Source organism: Serinicoccus marinus DSM 15273, from assembly GCF_008386315.1.
Classification (GTDB): Bacteria; Actinomycetota; Actinomycetes; order Actinomycetales; family Dermatophilaceae; genus Ornithinicoccus; species Ornithinicoccus marinus.
The window spans coordinates 1,483,405-1,506,472 of record NZ_CP043808.1 but is presented as its reverse complement, the minus strand read 5'-3'; the positions used below and the strand labels follow the sequence as shown (position 1 = coordinate 1,506,472).

20 protein-coding genes and 2 riboswitches are annotated in these 23,068 nt (G+C 72.9%); of the genes, 12 read left to right on the top strand and 8 right to left on the bottom strand.

Features of this window, described 5'->3' with window-relative positions; all coding sequences use genetic code 11:
• The first annotated feature begins 151 nt into the window (after positions 1-151).
• Genes FU792_RS07000 through FU792_RS06990 form a run of 3 tightly spaced genes read left to right on the top strand, consistent with a single transcriptional unit; the run spans position 152 to position 4,274 of the window.
• Positions 152-2,767: a ribonucleoside-diphosphate reductase subunit alpha gene (locus tag FU792_RS07000; RefSeq protein ID WP_022923793.1), complete on the top strand. Its 2,616-nt coding sequence runs from the start codon at positions 152-154 to the stop codon at positions 2,765-2,767.
• Between the two features lie 37 nt (positions 2,768-2,804).
• Positions 2,805-3,839 (top strand): ribonucleotide-diphosphate reductase subunit beta, encoded by a 1,035-nt coding sequence (locus FU792_RS06995; protein WP_022924138.1) that lies wholly within the window; start codon positions 2,805-2,807, stop codon positions 3,837-3,839.
• Between the two features lie 9 nt (positions 3,840-3,848).
• Positions 3,849-4,274, top strand: coding sequence for a hypothetical protein (locus tag FU792_RS06990; RefSeq protein ID WP_052327724.1), 426 nt, complete (start codon positions 3,849-3,851; stop codon positions 4,272-4,274).
• On the opposite strand, the gene FU792_RS06985 is transcribed toward FU792_RS06990, so the two are convergent.
• The gene (locus FU792_RS06985; protein ID WP_149814651.1) at positions 4,258-6,273 is read right to left on the bottom strand and encodes a DUF6541 family protein; all 2,016 of its coding nucleotides are present in this window, start codon (positions 6,271-6,273) and stop codon (positions 4,258-4,260) included. The genes FU792_RS06990 and FU792_RS06985 overlap by 17 nt on opposite strands.
• Entirely contained in the window at positions 6,270-7,649 is a 1,380-nt protein-coding gene (locus FU792_RS06980; protein WP_149814650.1) for a nucleotide sugar dehydrogenase, read from the bottom strand. Before FU792_RS06980 ends, FU792_RS06985 begins: the two co-directional genes overlap by 4 nt.
• Positions 7,650-7,703: 54 nt before the next feature.
• Here FU792_RS06980 and FU792_RS06975 point away from each other — a divergent pair, with 54 nt between their 5' ends.
• The gene (locus FU792_RS06975) at positions 7,704-8,711 is read left to right on the top strand and encodes an alpha/beta hydrolase (protein WP_338101170.1); all 1,008 of its coding nucleotides are present in this window, start codon (positions 7,704-7,706) and stop codon (positions 8,709-8,711) included.
• 246 nt (positions 8,712-8,957) lie between these two features.
• Here the strand turns inward: FU792_RS06975 and FU792_RS06970 are convergent, their stop codons facing one another.
• The gene (locus FU792_RS06970) at positions 8,958-11,243 is read right to left on the bottom strand and encodes a glycosyltransferase family 4 protein (RefSeq protein ID WP_157609174.1); all 2,286 of its coding nucleotides are present in this window, start codon (positions 11,241-11,243) and stop codon (positions 8,958-8,960) included.
• 49 nt (positions 11,244-11,292) lie between these two features.
• Here FU792_RS06970 and FU792_RS06965 point away from each other — a divergent pair, with 49 nt between their 5' ends.
• The 3 genes from FU792_RS06965 to wecB are packed head-to-tail and all read left to right on the top strand — an operon-like array spanning position 11,293 to position 13,039.
• Positions 11,293-11,724 (top strand): nucleotidyltransferase family protein, encoded by a 432-nt coding sequence (locus FU792_RS06965; RefSeq protein ID WP_022923789.1) that lies wholly within the window; start codon positions 11,293-11,295, stop codon positions 11,722-11,724.
• The gene (locus FU792_RS06960) at positions 11,721-11,969 is read left to right on the top strand and encodes a hypothetical protein (RefSeq protein ID WP_022923788.1); all 249 of its coding nucleotides are present in this window, start codon (positions 11,721-11,723) and stop codon (positions 11,967-11,969) included. Before FU792_RS06965 ends, FU792_RS06960 begins: the two co-directional genes overlap by 4 nt.
• Complete coding sequence (gene wecB / locus FU792_RS06955; RefSeq protein WP_022923787.1) at positions 11,966-13,039, top strand: non-hydrolyzing UDP-N-acetylglucosamine 2-epimerase; 1,074 nt, start codon at positions 11,966-11,968, stop codon at positions 13,037-13,039. The genes FU792_RS06960 and wecB overlap by 4 nt, the downstream gene beginning before the upstream one ends.
• Before the next feature lie 201 nt (positions 13,040-13,240).
• On the opposite strand, the gene FU792_RS16735 is transcribed toward wecB, so the two are convergent.
• The 4 genes from FU792_RS16735 to FU792_RS06940 are packed head-to-tail and all read right to left on the bottom strand — an operon-like array spanning position 13,241 to position 17,644.
• Positions 13,241-13,420: a hypothetical protein gene (locus tag FU792_RS16735; protein ID WP_161600217.1), complete on the bottom strand. Its 180-nt coding sequence runs from the start codon at positions 13,418-13,420 to the stop codon at positions 13,241-13,243.
• On the bottom strand, positions 13,366-14,352 hold the full coding sequence (locus tag FU792_RS06950) for a glycosyltransferase family 4 protein (protein ID WP_149814648.1): 987 nt from the start codon (positions 14,350-14,352) through the stop codon (positions 13,366-13,368). The genes FU792_RS16735 and FU792_RS06950 overlap by 55 nt, the downstream gene beginning before the upstream one ends.
• Positions 14,353-14,381: 29 nt before the next feature.
• Positions 14,382-15,842: a glycosyltransferase gene (locus FU792_RS06945; RefSeq protein WP_022923785.1), complete on the bottom strand. Its 1,461-nt coding sequence runs from the start codon at positions 15,840-15,842 to the stop codon at positions 14,382-14,384.
• Entirely contained in the window at positions 15,839-17,644 is a 1,806-nt protein-coding gene (locus FU792_RS06940) for an ABC transporter ATP-binding protein (protein WP_022923784.1), read from the bottom strand. The genes FU792_RS06945 and FU792_RS06940 overlap by 4 nt, the downstream gene beginning before the upstream one ends.
• A gap of 124 nt (positions 17,645-17,768) precedes the next feature.
• On the opposite strand from FU792_RS06940, the gene FU792_RS06935 reads away from it, so the two are divergent.
• The 5 genes from FU792_RS06935 to thiD all read left to right on the top strand — a co-directional run bounded on the left by FU792_RS06935 (position 17,769) and on the right by thiD (position 22,059).
• Entirely contained in the window at positions 17,769-18,344 is a 576-nt protein-coding gene (locus FU792_RS06935; RefSeq protein WP_022923783.1) for a TetR/AcrR family transcriptional regulator, read from the top strand.
• Entirely contained in the window at positions 18,341-19,528 is a 1,188-nt protein-coding gene (locus tag FU792_RS06930; protein WP_033418482.1) for an FAD-dependent monooxygenase, read from the top strand. Before FU792_RS06935 ends, FU792_RS06930 begins: the two co-directional genes overlap by 4 nt.
• Before the next feature lie 135 nt (positions 19,529-19,663).
• A riboswitch (TPP riboswitch) is annotated at positions 19,664-19,758 on the top strand.
• The gene (thiM, locus tag FU792_RS06925) at positions 19,746-20,549 is read left to right on the top strand and encodes a hydroxyethylthiazole kinase (protein ID WP_022923781.1); all 804 of its coding nucleotides are present in this window, start codon (positions 19,746-19,748) and stop codon (positions 20,547-20,549) included. It overlaps the preceding riboswitch by 13 nt.
• Positions 20,546-21,199, top strand: a complete 654-nt coding sequence (gene thiE / locus FU792_RS06920; protein WP_022923780.1) for a thiamine phosphate synthase — start codon at positions 20,546-20,548, stop codon at positions 21,197-21,199. Before thiM ends, thiE begins: the two co-directional genes overlap by 4 nt.
• Complete coding sequence (gene thiD, locus FU792_RS06915) at positions 21,196-22,059, top strand: bifunctional hydroxymethylpyrimidine kinase/phosphomethylpyrimidine kinase (RefSeq protein WP_022923779.1); 864 nt, start codon at positions 21,196-21,198, stop codon at positions 22,057-22,059. The genes thiE and thiD overlap by 4 nt, the downstream gene beginning before the upstream one ends.
• Positions 22,060-22,140: 81 nt before the next feature.
• Here thiD and FU792_RS06910 read toward each other — a convergent pair whose 3' ends face one another.
• A complete protein-coding gene (locus FU792_RS06910) occupies positions 22,141-22,833 on the bottom strand; it encodes a TenA family protein (protein WP_022923778.1) in 693 nt (230 codons plus the stop codon).
• A 31-nt stretch (positions 22,834-22,864) separates the two neighbouring features.
• A riboswitch (TPP riboswitch) is annotated at positions 22,865-22,966 on the bottom strand.
• Between the last annotated feature and the right edge of the window lie 102 nt (positions 22,967-23,068).

Genomic DNA, 23,068 nt, shown 5'->3' with positions numbered 1-23,068 from the left:
CCCCGATGGCGCGCGTGGCTCGTGACCGCGAGGGACGGTCTGGGGCTGGCAGTGGCGACCCGCGAGGACCGCGGGATCCACGGCATACCCCTCCCCCTCCTCCGGCGCGGGCGCCTCTCGCAGCAGGACCGAGTTCACGAGGGGTGAACCGATGGCCAGCACCACCACCGTCGTCAAGCGCGACGGCACCCGAGTTCCCTACGACGGGCACGAGATCGCCCGCTCCATCGAGGCGGCGGCCCGCGGCCTGGACGACGCGGTCGTCCGGGCCACCCAGCTGCAGTCCGAGCTGGAGATCACCCTCTTCGACGGCATCACCAGCGAGCAGCTGGACGAGGCGGTCATCCAGGTCGCGCTGCAGAACGTCAAGGACGACCCGGCGTTCGACACCATCGCCTCCCGCCTGCTGGTCAAGACGATGTACAAGGCCGTCTTCGGCGACACCCGCGACCTGCTCGGTGAGGACGACCCCGAGGTCATCGCCGCCAAGCACCGGCAGTACTTCCCCGGGACCATCGCCCGCGGCGTCCGGACCGGCCTGCTCGACCCCCGGCTGACCGAGCTCTTCGACCTCGAGGTGCTGGCCGACGCGCTCGACCCCTCGCGCGATGACCTGCTGCGCTACATCGGGGCCCAGACGCTGCGCACCCGGTATGCCCTCAACGACTCCGACCCGGCGAAGACCGTGCTGGAGACGCCGCAGTTCTTCTGGATGCGCGTCGCGATGGGCCTAGCCCTCAACGAGGCCGACCCCACGACCGCCGCGCTGCAGTTCTACGACGCGATGTCCCGGCTGGAGTACCTCGCTGCCGGGTCGACGCTCGTCAACGCCGGCACCGCCTACAGCCAGCTCTCCAACTGCTTCGTCATGCAGATGGAGGACGACATCGAGCACATCGCCAAGAGCGTGCGCGACGTCATGTGGCTCACCAAGGGCACCGGCGGCATCGGGATGTCGGTCTCCAAGCTGCGCTGCGAGGGCAGCCCGATCCGCTCCAACAACACCTCCTCGACCGGGCCGATCCCCTTCATGCACACCATCGACTCGACCCTGCGCGCGGTGAGCCGCGGGGGCAAGAAGTTCGGCGCGCTGTGCTTCTACCTGGAGAACTGGCACCTCGACTTCCCCGCCTTCCTCGACCTGCGCCAGAACTCCGGCGACCCCTACCGCCGGACCCGCACCGCCAACACCGCGGTGTGGCTGAGCGACGAGTTCATGAAGCGGGTCGCCGCCGACGACGAGTGGTTCCTCTTCGACCCGCTGGAGACCCCGGACCTGGTCGAGGCGACCGGTGCCGACTTCTCCACCCGGTATGCCGGCTACGTCGCGCAGGCCAAGGCGGGGACGCTGCGGCACAAGAAGCTGCGGGCGCGGGAGCAGTGGAAGGCCATCCTCGTCTCGTTGCAGACCACCAGCCACCCCTGGCTGACCTGGAAGGACTCGATCAACACCCGGGCGCTCAACAACAACACCGGGACGATCCACTCCTCCAACCTGTGCACCGAGATCACGCTGCCGCAGGACCGTGACAACGTCTCGGTCTGCAACCTCGCCTCGATCAACCTCTCGCGGCACGTCCACGGGCGGCGCAGCGAGGGCGAGGTCAGCATCGACTGGGACCGGCTGGCCCACTCGGCCCGCCTCGCCGTCCGCCAGCTGGACAACCTCATCGACATCACCATCAGCTCGGTCCCCGAGTCCGAGCGGTCCAACGAGCTCAACCGGGCGCTCGGTCTGGGCGTGATGGGCTTCACCGACGTGGTGGAGCGCCTCGGGATGTCCTACGACTCGACGGAGGCCTACGACCTCATCGACCGGCTCGTGGAGTTCGTCTCCTGGCACGCCATCGACGCCAGCGCCGACCTCGCCCGTGAGCGCGGGGCATACCCGACCTTCGAGGGGTCGCGCTGGAGCGAGGGCATGGTGCCTGTCGACACCATCGGGCTCCTGGAGGCCGACCGTGGCCTGACCGTCGAGGTCGACCGCAGCAGCACCATGGACTGGGACGTGCTGCGCGAGAAGGTGCGCGGCGGGATGCGCAACTCCACCCTCATGGCCATCGCCCCGACCGCCTCGATCGGCCTGGTCGCGGGCACCACGCCGGGGCTGGACCCGCAGTTCAGCCAGATCTTCAGCCGGGCCACCAGCGCCGGCAAGTTCCTCGAGGTCAACCGCAACCTCGTCGAGGACCTGCGCGAGCTCGGCCTGTGGGAGCAGGTTCGCGAGGACCTGCTGCGGCACCAGGGCGACCTGTCCAAGGTCGAGGGCGTGCCGGCCGAGCTGACCGAGATCTACCGCACCAGCTTCCAGCTCTCGCCCTACGCCTTCCTGCACGTGGCCGCCCGCGCCCAGAAATGGATCGACCAAGCGATCAGCCGCAACATCTACCTCGCGAGCCGCGACGTCGGCTCGATGGCCGAGCTCTACTCCGCCGCGTGGCGGATGGGCGTCAAGACGACCTACTACCTGCACATGATGCCCCGGCACACTGCCGAGCAGTCGACGGTGAAGGTCAACAAGGCGGCCCAGCCGACCACCGGCGGAGGGGGTGGCGGTGCCCGGCGCGGCTTCGGCGCCAGCGGCGGCAGCGGCGCGCCCGCCCGCTCCGGCTTCGGCGCAGCCGCCCGCCCCTCGGCGACCCCGACCCCTGCCCCCGTGGTCGAGGCGCCGCCGCAGGTCGAGCAGCTGCCTGTCGTCGACGAGGTCGACGGCCAGCAGTGCCCGATCGACCCGATGGAGCGCCTGCAGTGCGACTCCTGCCAGTGACCACCCGCCGACCAGACCTCCCGGAGGAGACGACCCCATGACCGACACCCTCGACACGACCACCACCGGCAACGGCACCGAGGTCGGCAACGGCATCCTTGGCACCGGCATCCGCGAGGGCCTGCTGCTCAAGCCCGTCACCTACCCGTGGGCCATGGAGCTCTACGACCAGGCCGTCGCCAACACCTGGTTCCCCAACGAGGTGCAGCTGGGCGAGGACCTCGGCGACTTCGAGCGGATGAGCGAGGACGAGCGGCACGCGCTCACCTTCCTCATGAGCTACTTCAACCCCAACGAGCTGCTGGTCAACAAGGCGCTGGCCTTCGGCGTCTACCCCTACGTCAACGCGGCCGAGTGCCACCTCTACCTCGCCAAGCAGATGTGGGAGGAGGCCAACCACTGCATGAGCTTCGAGTACGTGCTGGAGACCTTCCCCATCGACCGGGAGGCGGCATACAACTCGCACGTCGACGTGCCTTCGATGGCCGCGAAGGAGGAGTTCGAGGTCCGCTTCATCAAGCGGATGACCGAGCAGACGCTGGACATCTCCACGACCGAGGGCAAGCAGGACTTCGTCCGCAACCTGGTCGCCTACAACGTCATCCTCGAGGGCATCTGGTTCTACTCGGGCTTCATGGTGGCGCTGAGCTTCCGGCAACGCAACCTGCTGCGCAACTTCGGGTCCCTCATCGACTGGATCGTCCGCGATGAGAGCCTGCACCTGAAGTTCGGCATCAACCTCATCCTCACCGTGCTCGAGGAGAACCCGGACGTCGCGACGCCGGAGTTCGCCGACGAGATCCGCGGGATGATCCTGGACGCGGTGGAGATGGAGGAAGACTACAACCGGGACATGCTGCCCCACGGCATCCTCGGGCTCAACGCCGACTACATCAACACCTACGTCCGCTACCTCGCGGACCGGCGGCTGGAGGAGCTGGGCTTCGAGCCGGAGTACGGCGTCGCCAACCCGGCCAAGTGGATGGCCGCGGCCAACGACACCCTGCAGCTGGTCAACTTCTTCGAGTCGATCAACACCTCCTACGAGGTCAACACCCGCGCCGACTCCTGAGGAGCGGGAATGTCCTGCGTCACCTTCCTCACCGACGAGCAGCGCCGGCGGTTGCGCGTGGCCGCGCTCGACGGGGCGCCGGTGTCGACCTTCCGCTCGCCGGAGGTGACCGGGTCGACGGTGCGCCGCCTCGCCGCGCTGGCACGCGACCCTCGACCGGGGATCCGGGCCAGCGCGGCGGCGCACCGACACGCGCCGGCCGAGCTGCTGCACGCCCTCGCCGAGGACGAGGACACCCGGGTCCGGGTCGCCCTGGCGCGCAACGCCTGGGCCGGCCCGGATCTGCTGGACCGGCTCGCCGGGGACGCCGTCGCCGTGGTGCGCCGGTGGGTGGCGGTGCACCCGGCCGCCCCGGCGCAGGCGCGGGACAGGTTGGCGCAGGACGAGGACTCGCAGGTGCGGGCGGTCCTCGCCATGGTCACGAGCAGCCGGTGAACTCCCAGAGGGAGGCGTGCCCGCCCTCGTCGACGAGGGTCCAGGCGCCCGCCTCGTCGGTGCCGCCGCTGCCCTTGCCGCCGTCGGGGTCGAGCAGGTAGAGCCCCTGGGTGCGGCTCTCGTACTTCGCGTTGAGGTCGTCGTAGTAGTCGAGCGAGTCGGCATACACGTGGGTGACCCCGAGCTCGCGCACCGCCGCGCAGACGGTCGGGTCGCTCGCCCACTCATCGAAACGCTCCTCCAGGACCGTCCGGGCCGGGCTGTCGGGGATCGGGCTGAGCTGGGGGAAGACGACATCGACGCCGGCGCGGTGCAGCAGGTAGGGCGAACCGGCCACCGGCTCGCCCAGGACCACGGCGTCCTCCGGCAGGGTCTGGCCCGCCCGGTCGATCATCGCGATCTCCTCCGGCTCCAGCATCGTCCCCCAGGCGATCGGGTATGCCGTGTAGGTCGAGGCCATGACCTGCACCTGGCTCGTCCAGCGCAGCCCCGAGGTGAGCACGACGAGCGCCACCACGAGCCAAGCGGCGACCCACTCCACCCGCACCCGGAGGACCCGCGTCAGCCGGCCGCAGAGCCACCCGCCGGCCCCGGCCGCCAGCATGATCGCCGGGACGAGCACGAGCTGGTTGATCCGGGAGGCCTGGGTATACCAGAACCCGGCGAGCACCCGCAGCGGCTGCTCCGGCGGCCCGGCCGCGAGCAGCGTGAGCACCACCGCCGCGCCGAGGGCGACGACGAGCCACCGCGCGTGCCGCCACCGCAGCGTGAGAGCGATCCCCAGCCAGACGAGCAGCGTGACGACGAGGTTGACCGAGGTGATCTTGTAGACGTAGACCAGCGGGTGGTCGATCGCCAGCGACCCCATCCCCGGGAGATAGGACTCCTGCCCGCCGCGCTGGTAGTCCATGATCGAGAGCACCGGCGGGAAGGTCAGCAGGAAGGCGGCGACGCCCAGCACCCCCAGCGCGCCGCCGACGCCCACGCCGAGCGCGACCGCCCGCCGCCCGAGGCGGAACTGCCGCCGCAGCTGACGCACGAGCAGGACCGCCAGGAGCGGGAGGGCCAGCAGCGCCAGCGAGAACAGGCCGGAGGGGTGGGCGAGGACCACCCCGGCGACGGCCCAGGCCAGGCCCAGCGCCAGCGAGAGGTGCATCCGCCAGGTCAGGACGCCGCGCAGGGTCGCGATGAGCAGTGCGATCGTGCCCGGCAGGCACGCGGTCGACAGCGCGAAGGGCCACACCGCGAGCATGGAGACGGCGACCGCCGGGAAAGTCACGAAGGTCGCAGCGAGCACCGGGGTCAGGACGGTCGGCAGGGCGCGGGCCGGCCAGACCACCCGCGCCAGGGCCACGAGGCCGGCGATCCAGATCACCGACCCGAGGACGAGCGAGGAGGCGTTGGCCGCCTCGGTCACCCCGGCGAAGCCCGGCGCGATCGCCACCAGCGCGTGCCACACGGCTGGGTAGAAGGGCGCGGCCTGGTCGGCGTACATCGGCGCCAGCCCGCCCAGCGAGCTCGCGTTGCCGGTCTCCCGGACGAACCACAGCGCGTTGAGGTGAAAGACCGCGTCCCACGCCTGCGGCGGCTGGTCCGCCCGGCCCATCCCGGTCGTCATCGTGGCCGCGAGGACGCCGCCGCCGAGCAGCCAGGTGAGGGCGAGCCAGCCGCGTTCGGTATGCCGCAGCGCCCGTTCGCCCGCGACCGTCACCCCGCTGGGGTCGCGCGTCGTGCCGAGCGCGGCACCGACGAGCCCGGCGACGACCGCGGCGAGCAAGGCGCCGAGCGCGGAGGTCAACAGCGTCCAGGGCACGCCAAGCAGGTCGTAGCCGATCGCGAGCACCCCGGCGATCCCGGTCGTCACCGCCGGGGCGCCGCCCAGCGCGAGCAGGCCGCGGGCACCGAGGGCCCGCAGCACGGCATACCCCGGAAGCACCCAGAGGACCGCCAGGGCGAGCGTCCCCGGCAGCACCGTCAGCCAGCCGACACCCTCGCTCATCGGCGGCGCACCCACGACCGGCCCCCGGGACGGCGCGTCATCCCGCGACCGGCTCGCCCCCGCCGATGGTCAGGCGGGGCACCCGGTGAACCTGGCGGGTCGGGGTCGGTGACGCGGCGGCCGTCGAGCAGCACCCGCAGCCCGGGAAGGTCGGCGGCAGACAGCTGGGCGTACTCCGGGTGGTCGGCCTGCACGATCGCGACGTCCACCGGGTCGCCGGCCTCGCCCGGGGCCCAGGCGTAGGGCTCCCAGCCGAGGGCCGCGAGCTCGTCGGCGGCATACATCGGGTCGTGGACGAGCACCTGCGCGCCGCGTCCCCGCAACGCCTCGACGGTGGCGAAGACCCCGGAGAAGGCGGTCTCCTTGACGCGGCCGCGGTAGGACGCGCCGAGCACGAGGACGCGCAGGCCCTCGAGCGAGCCGAGCAGCGCCTCGGCGCGGGCGACGGCATACTCCGGCATCGCGGCGTTGGCCTCGCGGGCGCTGCGGACGACGGTGGCGTCGGCATCGGTGGAGAGGTAGAGCCGTGGGTAGACGGGGATGCAGTGACCGCCGACGGCGATGCCGGGCTGGTGGATGTGGCTGTAGGGCTGGGAGTTGCAGGCCTCGATGACCCGGTGCACGTCGATGCCGGCGCTGTCCGCGAACCGGGCGAACTGGTTGGCGAGCCCGATGTTGACGTCGCGGTAGGTCGTCTCGGCGAGCTTGGCCATCTCGGCCGCCTCGGCGCTGCCCATGTCCCACACGCCGTTGGGGCGAGCCAGGTCCTCGCGCTCGTCGAAGTCGAGCACCGCCTCGTAGAACGCGACGGCTCGTCGCGTGCCCTCCTCGGTGAGCCCGCCGACGAGCTTGGGGTAGCGGCGCAGGTCGGCGAAGACGCGACCGGTGAGGACGCGCTCGGGGCTGAAGACGAGATGGAAGCCACCGTCGTCGCCCTCGGTCAGCCCGCTGATCTGCTCGATCATCGGCTTCCACCGGCCACGCGTGGTGCCGACCGGGAGCGTGGTCTCGTAGGAGATGAGCGTGCCTGGGGTCAGGTGCTGCGCCAGGCTCTGGGTCGCGGAGTCCATCCAGCCGAAGTCGGGGGCGCCGGTGACGTCGTCGACGAAGAGCGGCACGACCACCACCACGGCGTCCGCGCCGGGGATGCCGTCGGCGTAGTCGGTCGTGGCGCGCAGGCGCCCGGCAGGCACCAGCTCGGCGAGCTTGTCGGCCAGGTGCGCCTCCCCGGGGAAGGGCTCGCGGCCCGCGTTGATGGCCGCGACCGTGTCGGGGTTGACGTCGATCCCCACCACCTCGTGGGCGGGGTCGGCGTCGGCGAACTGCACCGCGAGCGGCAGCCCGATCTTGCCCATCGCGACAACCGCGATCTTCATACCTGCGTCCCGTCCTGGTCGGCGATCCCTGCCGGCCCAGGATACGGGTCCGGGGTGCTGCCTCCCCGCCGTGCTCGGCGCCCGCTCATCGGGGATCATGGGGGTATGCCCGACGCCTCCTCCTTCGTCCTGCGCGTTCCCGACGGCACCCCGGTCCACGTCACCACCTGGCTGCCCGAGGAGGCGCCGCGTGCGGTCGTGCTCATCGCCCACGGGATGGTCGAGCACGCCGCGCGCTACGACCACCTCGCCCAGCGCCTCACCGACCATGGGTATGCCGTCTACGCACCCGACCACCGGGGGCACGGGCATACCGTGTCGGGGCGGGGTGAGCGCGGGGTGCTCGGGCACCTGGCGGACGAGGGCGGCTTCGCCGCGGTCGTCGACGACCTGCTCGCGCTGACCGACCGCATCGAGGCCGACCTCCCGGGCGTGCCCATCGTGCTGCTCGGGCACAGCATGGGCTCGCTCCTGGCCCGCGCCTACGCCGCACGCTACGGCGAGCGGCTCGCCGCGCTGGTCCTCTCCGGCACCGCCGGTGCCCCCGGCCTCCTGGGGAACCTCGGCCTCACCGTCGCCTCGCTCGAGGCGCGGCTGCGCGGGCCGCGCGCGGCGAGCCACCTCATGACGGCGCTGACGATGGGGCCCTACAACGCGCAGTTCCGCCCCAACCGCACCCGCTCGGACTGGCTGTCGCGCGACACCGCGCAGGTCGACGCCTACGAGGCCGACCCGCTGTCCGGGGCGACCGCGAGCGCCGGCTTCTACCGCGACCTGCTCACCGGGCTGCGGTGGGTGAGCCAGCCGTCGGTGGCCGCGCAGATGCCGCGGGACCTGCCGGTGCACCTGGTCGCGGGCGAGGTCGACCCCGTGGGCGGCGCGGCCGGGACCGAGGAGGTCGCCGCGATGTTCCGCGACGTCGGCCTGCAGGACGTGACCACCCGGATCTGGCCGGACGCCCGCCACGAGGTGCTGCACGAGGTCAACCGCGACGAGGTGGAGACCGAGCTGGTGGCCTGGCTCGACGACCGTTTCCCCACCTCCACCACCTCGGCCCCCTGATGGACCGGCCGCGCGGTCCGCGTCGACCGGCCGCGCGATATGCCGTGACCGTCCGCGCGAAATGCCCTGACCGTCCGCGCGATATGCCCTCACTGGCCGGGGGGCTGCGCCGATCGGGACGGCCGATGCGGCATACCCGTGCCTCTGCTGGTGACACAGGCGTTCTCCCGCCCACGCCTGTGTCACCACCAGGCGCACGAGCGTGACGAGACTCAGGTGGAGGCGACGCTCAAGCGCGGGCGCGACTCACCGATGCGAGGCGATCAGCGAGGCAGCCATGAAACGCAGCGGGGCCTCACGGTGCAGCGCGTGCCGCCACGACGACGGCAGCAGCGTCCGCGGATGCCCGTGCCGGCGCCGGGCCCGGGCCAGCTCGAGCATCCGATCCGCCGACACCGAGACGTCCAGGATCGCGGCCAGCAGGTCGTGGTCGGCCACACTGAGCGGGTCGGCGCAGCCGGGTGCCTCGGTGAGCACCCGCCGGGTCACCCGAGCCAGCTCCTCGCGCTCCGCGGGCGTCCACCAGGTGGGGTCGGCGCGCGTGAGGATCGCTCCGAAGACGTGGATCCGCAGCACCTTCGTCGCCACGGCACGCCGCTGCGTCGCCGTCAACTGCTGGCCGACAGGCAGGTCCCACAACGCGTCGACGCTGGCCAGCTGCTGCACCATCGGCCGCGGGTCGTAGGTCACCCGGTCACCGGCGTCCTCGTGGATCTCGTAGGCGGGGGCGGCTGCGGCATACCTGACCTCCGCCTGCGACCACAGCGCGGTCACCATCGGCACGTCGCCCCCGACGAACGCACCAGGGAGCAGCCGCGCGCCCGGCAACGCGAGCGCGCCGTGCGAGAGCAGCCCGAGCGGTGCCGAGCGATAGCTGAGCCGGTCGCGCGCGAGATCCAGCCCCCCAGGCCGCAGACGCCGCACCGGACGCACCGGCGGCGTCGGCACGCGTCGCCCCGCCAGACGCAGCGGCGGCACGACGACGACCGGCGTCTGAGGGTCGAGTCCATCGGCCGCCGCCAGCCACCCGGCGAGCGCCCCCGGGGCCAGCGTGTCGTCGGACCCCATGATCGCCGTCCAGGGTGCGGTGGCGGCGTCCAGACCGAGGGTGAAGGGTCCGCTCGGGCTCGGTATGCCGTCAGCCAGCTCGAGCACCCGCACCCGGGAGTCGTCGGCCAGGTCTCCGAGGGCGGCGCGGGCGTCCTTCAACGCCAGGTTGTGGGCCACCACGCTCACCCGCACGTCGAGGCCAGGTGAGCCGTCGAGCACCGAGCGCACCGCGCGGCCGACCTGCCGATCGGCCGAGTGCAGCGCGATCACCAGGTCGACGAGGGGCTGCTCCCGGGTGACATCCGCGGGAGGGCCCTCGCCTGACCCACGACCGGCCACCGCTCCGCCCTTCCCCACGAGCCGCCGATAGATCCCGTCCACCCGCTGGGCATAGCCTTCCGGGCCGTAGCGCCGCGCCACCGGACCAGAGATCTCCTCGGCACTGAGGCCTCGGGAGTCACGCCATACCTGCTCCACCGCGTCGGCCCACGCCTCCGGGGCCGCACCGGGCCGGACCAGCGCCCCACTGGGCGGACCGACGAACTCCCGCGGCCCGCCGGTGTCACCGACCACGACGGGGCGACCCGCCGCCAGCGCCTCAGCCGCGGCCAGGCAGAACGTCTCCGCGCGAGTCGGCAGCAGGAAGACGTCGCTCTCCCCCAGCAGCCCCGGCACCTCCTCCGGCGGGACCCCGCCGGGCAGCCGCACCGGCACGGACAGCGCATCCGCCCGCAGCTCGACCTCCCCGCGCAGCGGGCCCTCGCCGATCCAGGTGAGCCGCGCGGCGATCCCCCGGGTCCGCAGGGCGGCGACCGTCTCGACCGCGCGCACCGGGTCCTTGCGAGGTATGAGGCCACCCACGCCGACGATCTCGAGCACCCCGCGCCCGGCGAGGTCGGCGTCGGGTCGCCTCCGGGGAGCCAGCTCGGCCGGCGCGGTGACGATGTTGGGGACCACCTCGACGGGGCCGGAGCGCAGGCGGCGCATCCCCGCCGCGAGCTCCTCGCCCACGACGGCCACGACGTCGGGCCGCGCGAGCAGCGGTCGCACGGCGCGGCGGGCCACGCGCAGGGCCGGGGTCAAGGTCTCCGGAGCCAGCAGCCCGGACCAGTGCTCGGTGTGCACCCACGGCACCGACGGCCGCCAGCCCGCCAGCGGCAGCAGCGACGAGATGGCCATCGTGTGCAGCAGGTCAGCGCCCCTGGACAGCTCCCGCACCCGCCGCGCCGCACGCAGCACGTGATCCGGCCGCTTGACGCCCATGACCAGCTGCTCCACCGGCACGACCGACTCCGTCAGCACCATCCCCGCGAGCTCGCTGTCCGGGCGAGCATTTGGTCCTCCCGCCAGCCCGGGCGCGACGAGGTGCAGCACCCGCACGTCGTGCCGCGTCGCGAGCGCGGCGACGTCACGCGCGACGAAGACGCCGGTCGCCGGTGACGACGAGGTCGGCCACCACGTCGTCACCACCAGGACCCGCACGCGGGCCACGCTATCGCGAGCCTCGAGGGCAGGCTCTAGGCTGGCAGCCATGTCGATGACGCACACGCGCGACGGGGCTGCAGCTCTGGCACGACTGCGTCACGCGCTCACTGACGGCTCCCTCTCCGACGCTGCTCAGCGGCACGGGCTCGCCCTGGTCGTGCTGTTCGGCAGCGCCGCGGAGCCCACCGACAACTCCCCCGGTGACGTGGATCTCGCCTGGGATACCGGGACCACGCGCAATGACCTCGTCGGCCTGACCAGCGACCTGCTGGGCCTGCTCGGTGATGCGGTGCATGTCATGGATCTCGATCGCGCTGGCCCCGTCGCCCGTCAGCGCGCCCTCACCCGCGGTGAGGTGCTCCTGCAGCGCGAAGCAGGTGCTTACGCGACCCGTCAGATGAGGGCGATGCGCGACTACGCTGACACGGCCTACCTGCGTCGTCGCCAACTCGCCCTCCTGGCGGAGACCGGCACGTGACCCCTCGTGATCTCGATCCCGAGGTGGTCCTGGCTCGGCTCGCACACCGCGACGAACTCATGCGGGTCCTCGTCGGCATGGGTCATCCGTCGCTCTCCGCCGATCCGGTAGCCCGGCTGGCCACGGAACGGATCCTGAGCCAGTCCGTCGACATCGCCATCGTCGCCGAAGCTGCCGCAGCTGCTCCCCGGGTGATGGATGACCTCCGCCGCGCCATCGCAGGGTGGCTGGAGTCGCTCAGGTGAGGGTCCTTTCCGTCGTCGGCGCCCGGCCGCAGTTCGTCAAGCTCGCGCCGATCGCCCGCGAGTGCGCCGCGCGCGACGTCGAGCACGTCATCGTCCACACCGGGCAGCACTACGACCCGATGCTCTCCGACGTCTTCTTCTCCGACCTGGGCATCCCCGACCCCGACGTCCACCTCGGCGTCGGCTCGGGCGGTCACGGGGCCCAGACCGGCGCGATCCTCGCCGCGCTGGACGAGGTGCTGCTGGAGCACCGCCCCGACTGGGTCCTCGTCTACGGAGACACCAACTCCACGCTCGCCGGGGCGCTCTCGGCGGTGAAGCTGCACCTCCCGATCGCGCACCTGGAGGCCGGGCTGCGCTCCTTCAACCGGCGGATGCCGGAGGAGCACAACCGGGTGCTCACCGATCATGCCGCCGACCTGCTGCTCGCCCCCACCGCGGTGGCGCGCGACCACCTCGCGGCCGAGGGTCTCGCGATGCGCACCGTCGTCGTGGGCGACGTCATGATGGACGTCCTGCTGCGGGTCCGCGACGAGCTCACCGACACCGGTGCCGTCCTCGACATGCTCGGTATGCCGCCGGCCGGCTTCTCCGTCGCGACGATCCACCGGGCGGAGAACACCGACGACCCGGCTCGCCTCCGCGCGACCGTCGAGGCGCTGCAGCAGGTCGACCACCCGGTGGTGCTGCTCGCCCACCCGCGGCTGCGGGTCCGGGCCACCGAGCAGGGGCTCGACCTCGACGGCGGCGCGCTCACCACCCGCGACCCGCTGCCCTACCCGCAGCTGGTCGGCGCGGTCAGCCAGGCCCGCGGGGTCATCACCGACTCCGGCGGCCTGCAGAAGGAGGCCTTCGCCCTGCGCACCCCCTGCACGACCGTCCGCACCGAGACTGAGTGGGTCGAGACGGTCCAGCTCGGCTGGAACGTCCTCGCCGAGCCCGGCCCCGCCGTGCGTGAGGCTGCCTCCCGCCCGGGCCCCGCGCCCACCGAGGCCGCGCCCTACGGTGACGGCCACGCGGCAGCGGCGGTGCTGGACGCCCTGGAGCGTGGCAGAACGACGGGCGGGTGAGCCGCCGGACGGCCAGGATCGTGGGCTGGGCCCACAGGGGTCACCGGTGAGGATCGGTCCACCCGCACCCATCCTCACCGGTATGCCCGCCCCCACCCGGTGAGGATCGGTCCACCCGCACCCATCCTCACCGGTATGCCCGCCCCCACCCGGTGAGGATCGGTCCACCCGCACCCATCCTCACCGTGATGCCGTGGTTACCTACCCCCCGACGCGCGCCGCGAGCGTGTCGACCGCCCGCACCCAGCCGCGGACCTGCTCCTGCGCGGAGAGCCCCCGCGCGGCCGCGTCTGAGGCCGCCTTGAAGTCCGCGACCTGCGCGTCGCTCAGCGCGTCGAGCGCAGCAGCCAGCGCCTCGCCGGTGAAATCGTCGAGCACCACCCCCAGCCGGTGGTGCCGCACCAGATCGGCCATCTCCGGGCTCGGCCCGACGACGATCCCCAACCGTGCCTGGACGAAGTCGTAGAACTTTTGGGCAGGGTGAACCTGTAGTTGAAGTTGACCGGCGGCAGCACGAAGACGCCCAGGTCAGCGGCGGCGAGCGCGTCGCCCAGCTGCTCCGGCGGCACCGGGTCGTGGAAGCGGATCTGCGGCAGGTCGGCGCACGAGGCCCGCAGCTGCTCCAGATAGGTCGGGTCGTTGGGCATGAGGTAGAGGTCGAGGGTGACGTCGCGCTGGCAGAAGCGCACCGCGTCGACCATAACGTGCAGGCTGCGGCCCCGACGCGCGAGCCCGGAGTGCACCAGCCGCAGCGGTGCGCCGACCGGCGTCGGCGTGCGGTCGGCATACGGCGCGGCGTTGGGCACCACCGCGCAGGTGAGGCCGAACTCGCGACGGTACTCCCGCGCCAGCCAGCGCCCCACCGTGCTCGCCGAGTCGGCCTCGCGCCCGTGGCGACGCAGCAACCAGCGGTAGTACGGCGCGACGAAGAGCCGCCAGCGCCACGACTCCTCGCTCTGGCGGGACGCGTATTCGTGCAGATCCAGGTGCACCCCGCCGTAGGGCGCCAGCTCGAGCGCGAGCGGCAGGGTGTCGGCGTCGTTGGCGAGCACGACGTCGAACTTCGCCTGGTCGGCGAGCAACTCGGCCGCCGCGACGGTCACCGGCGCGCCGCGGTATGCCGTCTCGAACCGCCGCAACGCGAGGAGCCGGCGGTCCTTGTGCCAGTGGACCACGTGGTCGGGCAGGCGCAGGTGCTCGACGACGCCGTCCGGCGCCTCGCCGTAGCCGATCGTGGTCACGGCGTAGCGGTCGGCGAAGAGCCGGATCTGGCGCAGGACCCGCGCGTCGGATCGCAGCGGACTCCATGCCATGACGAGCAGCCGGGGCCGCGGATCCCGACTCATCCGCGCAGCACCCGCGCGTAGAGCCCGAGCAGGCGTTCCTCCTCGGCGGTCCAGGTGAGCCCGTGCGCCGTGGCCCGGGCGGCCGCGGCATACGGCGTCGGGTCGGCCAGCACCTGCTCGATCGTGGCCGCCAGGTCGGCCGGGCTCTGCGCGGAGAAGATCTCGCCGACGCCCAGCTCGCGCACCAGCTCGGCGGTGTCCGGCAAATCGGCGGCCACGACCGGGATGCCCGCGTGGATCGACTCGAAGAGCTTGTTGGGCAGGCTGTAGCGGTAGCTGAGGCAGATGGGGCGGACGTAGACGACCGAGACATCCGCGTCGGCCAGCGCCGTCGAGACCTCGGGCGGGGCGACCGCTCCCACGAAGTGCACCCGAGCGTCGAGCCCGAGGTCGGTGATCCGGCGGCGCAGCGCGGCGAGATAGCCCGCCTCGCCGTAGCCCAGGAGCACCAGGTGCACCCGGTCGCTCAGGTGGGTCATCGCCTCCAGCGTCTCCTCGATGCCGCGGGAGGTGGTGATCCGGCCACCGTAGGCGATGACCTGCTGCTCCGGGCCGAGCCCGGCCAGCGCGCGCAGCCGGCCCTGCTCGCGGCCCGGTGCCCCGCCCACGGCCGGGCGCGGCACGTTGCGCACCAGGGTGGGCGTCTCCGGCAGGTCGTAGGTCTTCTGCAGCCAGGCGACGATCGACGGGCTGACGGTGATGACACCGGCCGCCTGTCGGACGACCGTCGACTCGATCAGGGCCTCGACGTGCGGCGCGACCGGCCGGTCCTGGCGCACGTTGCGGTGCCGCCACAGCTCGTGGGCGTCGTAGACGAGCCGCGCCCCGGTGCGCTGCGCGATCCACCAGGAGGGCGCGAGGGTGTTGCCGTCGTTGGCGTGGACCACGTCGGGGTCGAAGTCGACCGCGTCGCGGGCGGCGTCCCACCAGTAGAGCCCGAGGCTGGCGGTCCGCCAGGTGCGCAGCCAGAGGTCGAAGAGGGGCTCGGGCAGCGGCGGCTGCGGCGGCTCCGAAGGCGCGGCGCCAGGGGCAGCGGGGGTATGCCGCTCGCCCGCCGCGGGGGCCGAGGCGGCGGGTGCGTGGTCGGTGGGCGCGGGCGTCCCTGGCGCCTGCGGCAGTGCCTCGGGTGGCTGAGGCGCCGCCGCGGGTGGCTGAGGCACCGCCGCGGGTGGCTGACGGCCGGTCACCCGGCGCGCCAGATCGAGCAGCCAGGGGGCCTGGCGCGCGAGCGCGAACTCGCGGGCACGGCATACCTCGATCCCGTCGCCCACGACCCCCGGGCCCTCGGGATACCCGGCCCGCGCGACGGCGAAGATCCGGACCTGCGCACCGGCAGCCCGCAGGCTCTCGGCGGTCTTGATGACGCGGGAGTCGGCGTGGGCGTGGTTGTAGACGAGCAGCGCGACGCGCGGAGCCCGGCCCTCGACCGATGGCAGACGGGGTCCGTGGGGGCTCATGAGTCCTTCCTCTCGTCCGCGAGGCCGGCGAGCGCCGCCTGCACGGCGAAGTCGGGAGCCTGCGCGACGACCTCGTCGAAAGTGCCGGTGGCGACCAGCTCGCCGCGGTCCATGAAGCAGACCTGTTCGCTGTGCCGGATGGTCGCCAGCCGGTGCGCCACGACGATGACGGACACCTGGCCGTGCAGCTCGCGGATGGCCGAGGTCACCGCCCGCTCGGTGGAGGTGTCGAGCGCCGAGGTGGCCTCGTCCATGACGAGCACGAGTGGGTCGGTGTAGAGGGCGCGCGCGACCCCGAGCCGTTGGCGCTGCCCCCCGGACAGGGCCAGCCCGCGCTCCCCCACGGGCGCGTGGATGCCGTCGGGCCGGGCCTCGACGACCTCCAGCAGCTGCGCCCGCTCCAGGGCGCGGCGGACGCGGTCCTCGTCGATGCCGTCGTCGTCCCAGGAGAGCGCGACGTTGCGCGCGACCGAGGCGTCGAAGAGCGCGACGTCCTGCGGCACGTAGCCCACGCGGGACCGCCAGGCCTTGAGGACGTCCGGCAGCGGCTGCTCGTCGACGAGGATCTGCCCGGAGTCCGGCTGCAGCAGGCCGAGGACGAGGTCGACGAGGGTCGACTTGCCCGAGCCGGACGCCCCGACGAGCGCGAGGGTCTCGCCGAACCGCAGGGTGAGGGAGACGTCGCGCACGGCCGCCTCCGCGGCGTCCGGATAGCTGAAGGTCACGCCGTCCAGGCGCAACGTGCGCGCGTCGTCCGGCAGCGGCGCGTTGCCTCCCGTCCGGTCCGCCTCGGCATACCGGCGGCCACGGTCGATCTCCTCCAGGACCTGGGTCGCGAACGGGATGTTGGCAGCCGTCTGCCCCATGATCGTCTGGAAGCGGGTGAGCGAGGGCACGAGCCGGAAGCCGGCCACCCCGAAGAGCGCGATGGCGGTGAACGCGCCGGGCACCCCGTCCTGCAGCCACCCGATCGCGCCGCCCAGCACCAGACCGCCGATGAGCGCTGACTCGAGGACGTAGCGCGGGACGGCACCGAGGAAGGTCTGGTTGGCTCGCGCCTGCGAGGCGCGGCGCCGGGCCCGGAGCACGACGGTGGCGACCTCCTGCGACTTGTCCCGGAGCGTGACCTCCTTGAGCGAGTGCACCATCTCGGTCACGAGGCGCACCGCGCGGGCGGAGTAGTTGCGGTTGTCCTTGCCGGCCTGCACCGCCCGCCGCAGCACGACGCGGTAGAGCGCGAAGGCCACCAGGCCGAAGTAGAGGATCGTGGCCGTCGCGAGCACCGGCTGGGCCACGAGGAGCACCACGAGCACGGCGAGGAAGGTGAAGACCTCACCCGAGAGCTGGCAGAACGGGATGATGACCCCGGCCACCGTCGCCCCGACCCCGACGTCGGTGGAGCGGACCAGGTCGGTGGAGTTGCGGCGCAGCCGCTCGGCCCACGGTGCACGAAAGGTGGTCTCGAGCAGCTGCGCCCCCAGCGCCTGCTCGAAGCGCGCGAACCGCCGCGTCGCCCACCACTGCAGCAGGATCGCGAAGACCGACTTGGTGATGATGAGCCCGCCGACGACGAGCAGCACGATCCCGAACTCGACCGGCTCGGACAGCTCGATGCCCAGGACCGGGAGCGTCGCGCTGCGCTGGGTGAGCATGGGCGTGAGCACGATCGCGAGCAGGCCCAGGGCGGCGACGTCGAGGACGGCGAGCAGGCTCTGCAGCACCGCGAAGCCGATGATGAAGCGGCTGGTGCCGGGGGGCAGGACCGTCAGGAGCTGGCGGACGGTGCGCCACAGAGCGAGCATCGCCGTCCAGCGTAGCCGTGACCTGGGCTGTCGCCGGGGCACCGCACCGCAGCCCGCTTCCGATGGCCCGTGGCGCCCCGGTGATCTATTTGGTCGTTCGTCCAATTTTCGGTACGCTCGCGCCATGACCGGTGACGGACGAGCTGCCCGGGGCGAGCGCACCCGGGAGGCCCTGCTCGAGGCGGCCGCGGCCCTCATCGCCGAGGAGGGCTGGGGCCGGGTCAGCGTGCGCTCGGTCGCGGAGCGGGCCCAGGTGCGGCCCGGAGTCGTGCATTACCACTTCTCCTCGGCCGAGGAGCTGCGCCGGCACGCCGCCACCGCCTCGCTGCGGCTGTCTCTGGCGTCCTTCGCCGCCGCCCTCCCCGATCTGGAGCCGGGGCTGCTGGCCTACGGCGCGACGGTCGACTCCCCCGACTTCACCCGTGACCCCTCGTCGATGCTGGTCGCCGAGACCTATCTCGCCGCTGTCCGCGACCCGGAGGTCGCCGGATTGGTCAGACAGATCGTCCGGGAGCTGCGCGCGCTCCTCGAGGAGCGGCTGCGCGACGTCGGACACCCGCCTGCTGCGGCGCGGAGCCGGGCCGCGGCCCTGGTCGCCGGGATCGAGGGCCTCGTGCTCCACCGGAGCGTGGACCCGGACTTCCCCGTGGCCGAGGCCATGGCACACCTCGTCGAGCTCACCAGGAAGGACTCCCGATGAGAGCTGTGGTCAGTGGAGCGGGCATCAGCGGGCTCGCCGTGGCACACGCGCTGACGTCGCTGGGCTGGCAGGTCGACCTCGTCGAGGTGGCGCCCGGGCCGCGCACCGAGGGCTACACCCTGGATCTGTTCGGGCCCGGGTATGCCGCCGCCGAGGAGCTCGGCGTACTCGACGCGATCAGCGCCCGCGGCCGCGTCTATCGCGCGGCCCGCTTCGTGCAGGCCACCGGCCGCTCGAGCGGCGAGCTGCCGTTGGCGGCCTTCGCCGAGCTGCAGGGTGGTCGCTTCCTGTCGATCACCCGCGGCGGCCTCGAGGAGGCGCTGCGCTCCACCCTCCCCGAGGGGGCCCGGGTGCACTTCGGGCGCACCGTCGCGGACGTCGCGGAGATGGCGGACCTCAGGGACCAGGAGGATGCTTCGGAGGATGTGGCGCGGGTCCGGTTGGACGACGGCACCGAGCTCGACGCCGACCTGGTGCTCATCTGCGAGGGACTGCACTCACCCACCCGGGCGCAGCTCTTCCCCGATGCCGCGGTCCGCCACCTCGGATTCCTCACCGGCGCCTTCAGCACCGAGGCACCCGAGGTCTCCGAGCGGCTCGGCCTGACGGTGGAGATGAGCGACACGATCGGTCGCCAGGTGGGCACCTACGCCATGGACGACGAGCTGGTGTCCACCTTCACGCTGGCCAGGGGCACCGAGCTGCCCGCGGACCGCGTCGACTGGTTGCGCGAACAGCTCGTCGGGGCCGGTCCCGCGGCAGAGGCACTGATCGCGCGTGTGCCGGAGGACGACGTCTTCGTCGACGTGGTGGCCCAGGCCATCGCTCCGCGGTGGCGGCACGGGCGGGTGCTGCTCATGGGTGATGCCGCGCACGCCGTGTCGCTCATCGCCGGTCAGGGGGCCTCGCTGGCCATCGCGGGTGCGTACGCGCTCGGGCAGGAGCTGGCGACCCTGACCCGGCCCGTGACCGCAGTCGCCCTGACCCAGGCGCTCGACCGCTACGAGACGCGCTGGCGCGCGCAGGTCGAGCCCGTGCAGGACCGTGCTCGCCAGGGCGCCTCCAGCTTCGTCCCCACGGGCCGGACCGCCCTTGTGCTGCGTCGGCTGGTGGTGCGGGCGACCCGGCTGCCCCTCGTCGCCCGACTGGTGGCGCGCAGCATCGGCGGGGCACCCACGCACTGACGAACCCGGCGCGAGCGGGGGCCGCGACGCGAGCGGGTGCCGCGACGCGAACGGGGCCGCGACGGCGGCGACAGGCGAGATGGCCCGGGACGGGTCCGCCCCGGGCGGGTCTCGGCATACCTCTGCGCTAGGGTCGAGGGCGACGCGGGGTGCCGCACGTGCGGCTGAGATCACACCCGTCGAACCTGATCTAGCTCGTACTAGCGAAGGGATCGTCATGAGCCAGACGCCCGTCTCCCCCGACCGCCTCGCCGCCTGCTGGGCGGAGGTGCGGACCCAGAGCCCGCTGACCCAGTGCCTCACCAACATCGTGGTCGCGCCGTTCACCGCCAACGTGCTGCTCGCCGCGGGCGCCGCGCCGGCGATGGTCGACAACCCGCACGAGGCCGGTGACTTCGCCCGGGTGGCCGGCGGGGTGCTGGTGAACCTGGGGACGCCCTACGACGACACGTCGCAGGCGATGCGCGCCGCCGTCCGGGGCGCGCGCGAGGTCGCCACCCCGTGGGTGCTCGACCCGGTCGCCGCCGGGCTGGCCTGGCGCACGAGCCTCGCCCGCGAGCTGCTCGATGCCGCCGCCCCGGCGATCATCCGGGGCAACGCCTCGGAGATCCTGGCGCTCGGCGGCGGGGCCGGAGGCCGCGGGGTCGACGCCACGCACAGCACGGACGACAGCGTCGAGACGGCCCGGTCCCTGGCGCGGAGTCACGGGTGCGCGGTGGCCGTCAGCGGGCCGGTGGACCGGCTCACCGACGGCACCCGCTCGGTCGAGGTGCACAACGGTGACGCACTCATGACCCGGGTCACCGGGGTCGGCTGCGCGCTCGGCGCCCTCATGGCGGCCGCGGCGGCGGTCGAGCCAGACCCGCTGCTCGCGGCCACGACCGCCACGGCAGCGCTGACGGTGGCCGCGGACGGTGCCGCCGCCGCGTCGGCCGGGCCGGGGAGCTTCGCGGTGGCGCTGCTGGACGAACTCGCCGTGCTCGAGGCGGACACGCTGGCTGAGCGGGTGCGGCTGGCATGAGCCGCGCCCCGCTCGACCTCAGCCTCTACCTCGTGACCGACACGGGTATGACGCGGCGCCACGGCCTCTCCACGACCATCCGGGCCGCCGTGGCGGGTGGCGCGACGGTGGTCCAGCTGCGCGACCCGGACGCCTCGGACGAGGAGTTCGTCGCGCTCGGGCTGCTCGCCCGCCGCGCGCTCGACGGCGCGAGGTCTGCCGCCCCCCTCATCGTCAACGACCGCGTCCACCTCGCGGAGCGCATCGGCGCCGACGGTGCCCACGTCGGCCAGTCCGACCTCGCTTCCGAGGCGGCGCGCGCGATGCTCGGCGACACGGCATACCTCGGGCTGTCGTGCACGTCCGCGGAGCAGGTGCGGGCCGCCGCCGAGCTGCCGGCGGGCACGGTGGACTACCTCGGGCTGGGACCGGTGTGGGCGACGCCCAGCAAGGTCGACCACGCCACGCCGGTCGGGGTCGACGGCCTCGCCGAGCTGGTGGCCGCCGCGACGCTGCCGTCCGTGGCCATCGGCGGCATCGACGCCGCCCGGGCCGCGGCGGTCCTGGCGACCGGGGTGGACGGGTTGGCGGTGGTCAGCGGGATCTGCTCGGCCGACGACCCGCAGGTGGCTGCCCGCGACCTGGCAGACCAGGTGGGAGCCGCGCGATGACGACGATCGTGCTGACCGTGGCCGGGTCGGACCCCTCCGGTGGCGCGGGCATCCAGGCCGACCTCAAGACCTTCGCGGCGCTGGGGGCCTACGGCTGCGCGGTCCTGACCTCGCTCACCGCGCAGAGCACGCAGGGGGTGACCGGGGTGCTCCCCGTGCCGGCCGCCTTCGTGCGGGAGCAGGTGGAGACCCTGGTGGCGGACCTGGACGTCGCTGCGACCAAGATCGGCATGCTCGGCACCGCGGAGGTGGCGCGCACCGTGGGCGACCTGTGCCGGTCGGGTTCGTTGCCGCGCGTGGTGCTCGACCCGGTCATGGTCTCGACCGCGGGCTCCCGTCTGCTCGACGAGGACGCGATCGAGGAGGTGCGCTCGATGCTGCCGCACGTGGCCGCGATCACCCCGAACCTCCCCGAGGCGGCCGTGCTCCTCGGCCTCGACCCGGAGGCCCAGGCGGGTGACGTGGCGACGATGCGGGACCAGGCGCTCGCGCTGCGCGGCCTCGGTGCCGAGCGGGTCCTGCTCAAGGGCGGCCACCTTGGTGCTGAGCAGGCGCACGGCGCGGCCGACCTCGACAGCGACGCGGCCGACCTCGGCGGCGACGCGGTGGACGTCTGGGCCGACGCCGACGGCCTGACCGAGCTGCGCACCCCGCGCGTCGACACCCCCCACACCCACGGGACTGGCTGCACCCTCTCCTCGGCGATCACCGCGCTGGTCCCCGTGCGCGACACCTGGATCGAGGCCGTGACCGACGCCAAGGACTGGCTCACCGGCGCGCTGGAGCACGGCCGGGACCTCGCCATCGGCCACGGCCCCGGCCCCGTGCACCACGCCTGGCGACAGCACCACCACCCCTGAGGGACCGGCCGCACGGTATGCGCCAACCGGCCGCACGGTATGCGCCGGCCAGTCGGCGCGTCCCTCCCCGATGAGCGCCGGTCAGGTCAGAGCGACCGCCCGCCCGAGGCTCAGCGAGTCCTCCCAGGTCTCCTGGGTCCAGGCCATCTGCCAGAATCTGATCTCCAGGTGGCAGCTGTCCTCGAATGCCTGGGCCATCCTCGCCCGCTCAGCCGGGCCGGCCTCTTCGGCGAGCCGGTCCAGGCGGTCGGTGAAGTCCTGCAGGATCTCCCCCGCGTCGGCGTAGAACTCCCACCACCCCCGGAACGGGTTGTCCGCCGCCACGGGAGCCTCCGCCTGCTGCCGCTGGGCTGCCCAGATGTAGGTCCACGGGCAGGGTGCGAGTGCCGCCATGAGCACCCCCAGGCTGTCACGCCCGGCCAGCATCATGTGGTTGATGTAGGCCTGGGCGGTCGGCGCCATCCGGGCGGCGGTGACGGACGCGTAGTCGACGTCGAAGGCCGCGCACAGCACGTGGTGGGGATGTGTCTCATCCTCAAGCAGGAAGGTGATCTGGTCACGGAACCAAGCCACCCACTCCCGGTCGGGGCTCAGCGCGATGCCCTGCCCATAACCGCGCATGAAGGCGGTGAGGTATGCGTGGTCCTGAGCCACGTAGTGCAGCACACTCTCCCGGCTGGCGCCGCCGTCGGCGAGCGAGCGCAGGTAGGGATGGTCGTAGAAGGCCTGGAACAGATGGTCGCAGCGCTCGCGCTGCTCGGCGGCGAAGCTCATGGCATCCTCCGCGAGACACAAAGGGGTGCCATCGCCGGCACGGCCACGATCCCTCCGCTCGCATGATCGAGATCAGGTTCGACGGGTCGGGATCGTCTCCCTCTCAGCCCAGTGGGCACCCCGCGTGGCGTGCCGCTCAGGCTAGCAATCCCCTCCCCAGCGCCACCGGGTGCCCCGCGATGCGCTCGGTGTGTCTGCACCCGGGTCACCGGAGAGGACAAGCCAAGCGCGGACG

Coding starts and splice junctions, on each gene's coding strand:
- FU792_RS07000 (WP_022923793.1), top strand. CDS start 152: ATGGCCAGCACCACCACCGTCGTCAAGCGCGACGGCACCCGAGTTCCC.
- FU792_RS06995 (WP_022924138.1), top strand. CDS start 2,805: ATGACCGACACCCTCGACACGACCACCACCGGCAACGGCACCGAGGTC.
- FU792_RS06990 (WP_052327724.1), top strand. CDS start 3,849: ATGTCCTGCGTCACCTTCCTCACCGACGAGCAGCGCCGGCGGTTGCGC.
- FU792_RS06985 (WP_149814651.1), bottom strand. CDS start 6,273: ATGAGCGAGGGTGTCGGCTGGCTGACGGTGCTGCCGGGGACGCTCGCC.
- FU792_RS06980 (WP_149814650.1), bottom strand. CDS start 7,649: ATGAAGATCGCGGTTGTCGCGATGGGCAAGATCGGGCTGCCGCTCGCG.
- FU792_RS06965 (WP_022923789.1), top strand. CDS start 11,293: ATGTCGATGACGCACACGCGCGACGGGGCTGCAGCTCTGGCACGACTG.
- FU792_RS06950 (WP_149814648.1), bottom strand. CDS start 14,352: ATGGCATGGAGTCCGCTGCGATCCGACGCGCGGGTCCTGCGCCAGATC.
- FU792_RS06945 (WP_022923785.1), bottom strand. CDS start 15,842: ATGAGCCCCCACGGACCCCGTCTGCCATCGGTCGAGGGCCGGGCTCCG.
- FU792_RS06940 (WP_022923784.1), bottom strand. CDS start 17,644: ATGCTCGCTCTGTGGCGCACCGTCCGCCAGCTCCTGACGGTCCTGCCC.
- FU792_RS06935 (WP_022923783.1), top strand. CDS start 17,769: ATGACCGGTGACGGACGAGCTGCCCGGGGCGAGCGCACCCGGGAGGCC.
- FU792_RS06930 (WP_033418482.1), top strand. CDS start 18,341: ATGAGAGCTGTGGTCAGTGGAGCGGGCATCAGCGGGCTCGCCGTGGCA.
- thiM (WP_022923781.1), top strand. CDS start 19,746: ATGAGCCAGACGCCCGTCTCCCCCGACCGCCTCGCCGCCTGCTGGGCG.
- thiE (WP_022923780.1), top strand. CDS start 20,546: ATGAGCCGCGCCCCGCTCGACCTCAGCCTCTACCTCGTGACCGACACG.
- thiD (WP_022923779.1), top strand. CDS start 21,196: ATGACGACGATCGTGCTGACCGTGGCCGGGTCGGACCCCTCCGGTGGC.
- FU792_RS06910 (WP_022923778.1), bottom strand. CDS start 22,833: ATGAGCTTCGCCGCCGAGCAGCGCGAGCGCTGCGACCATCTGTTCCAG.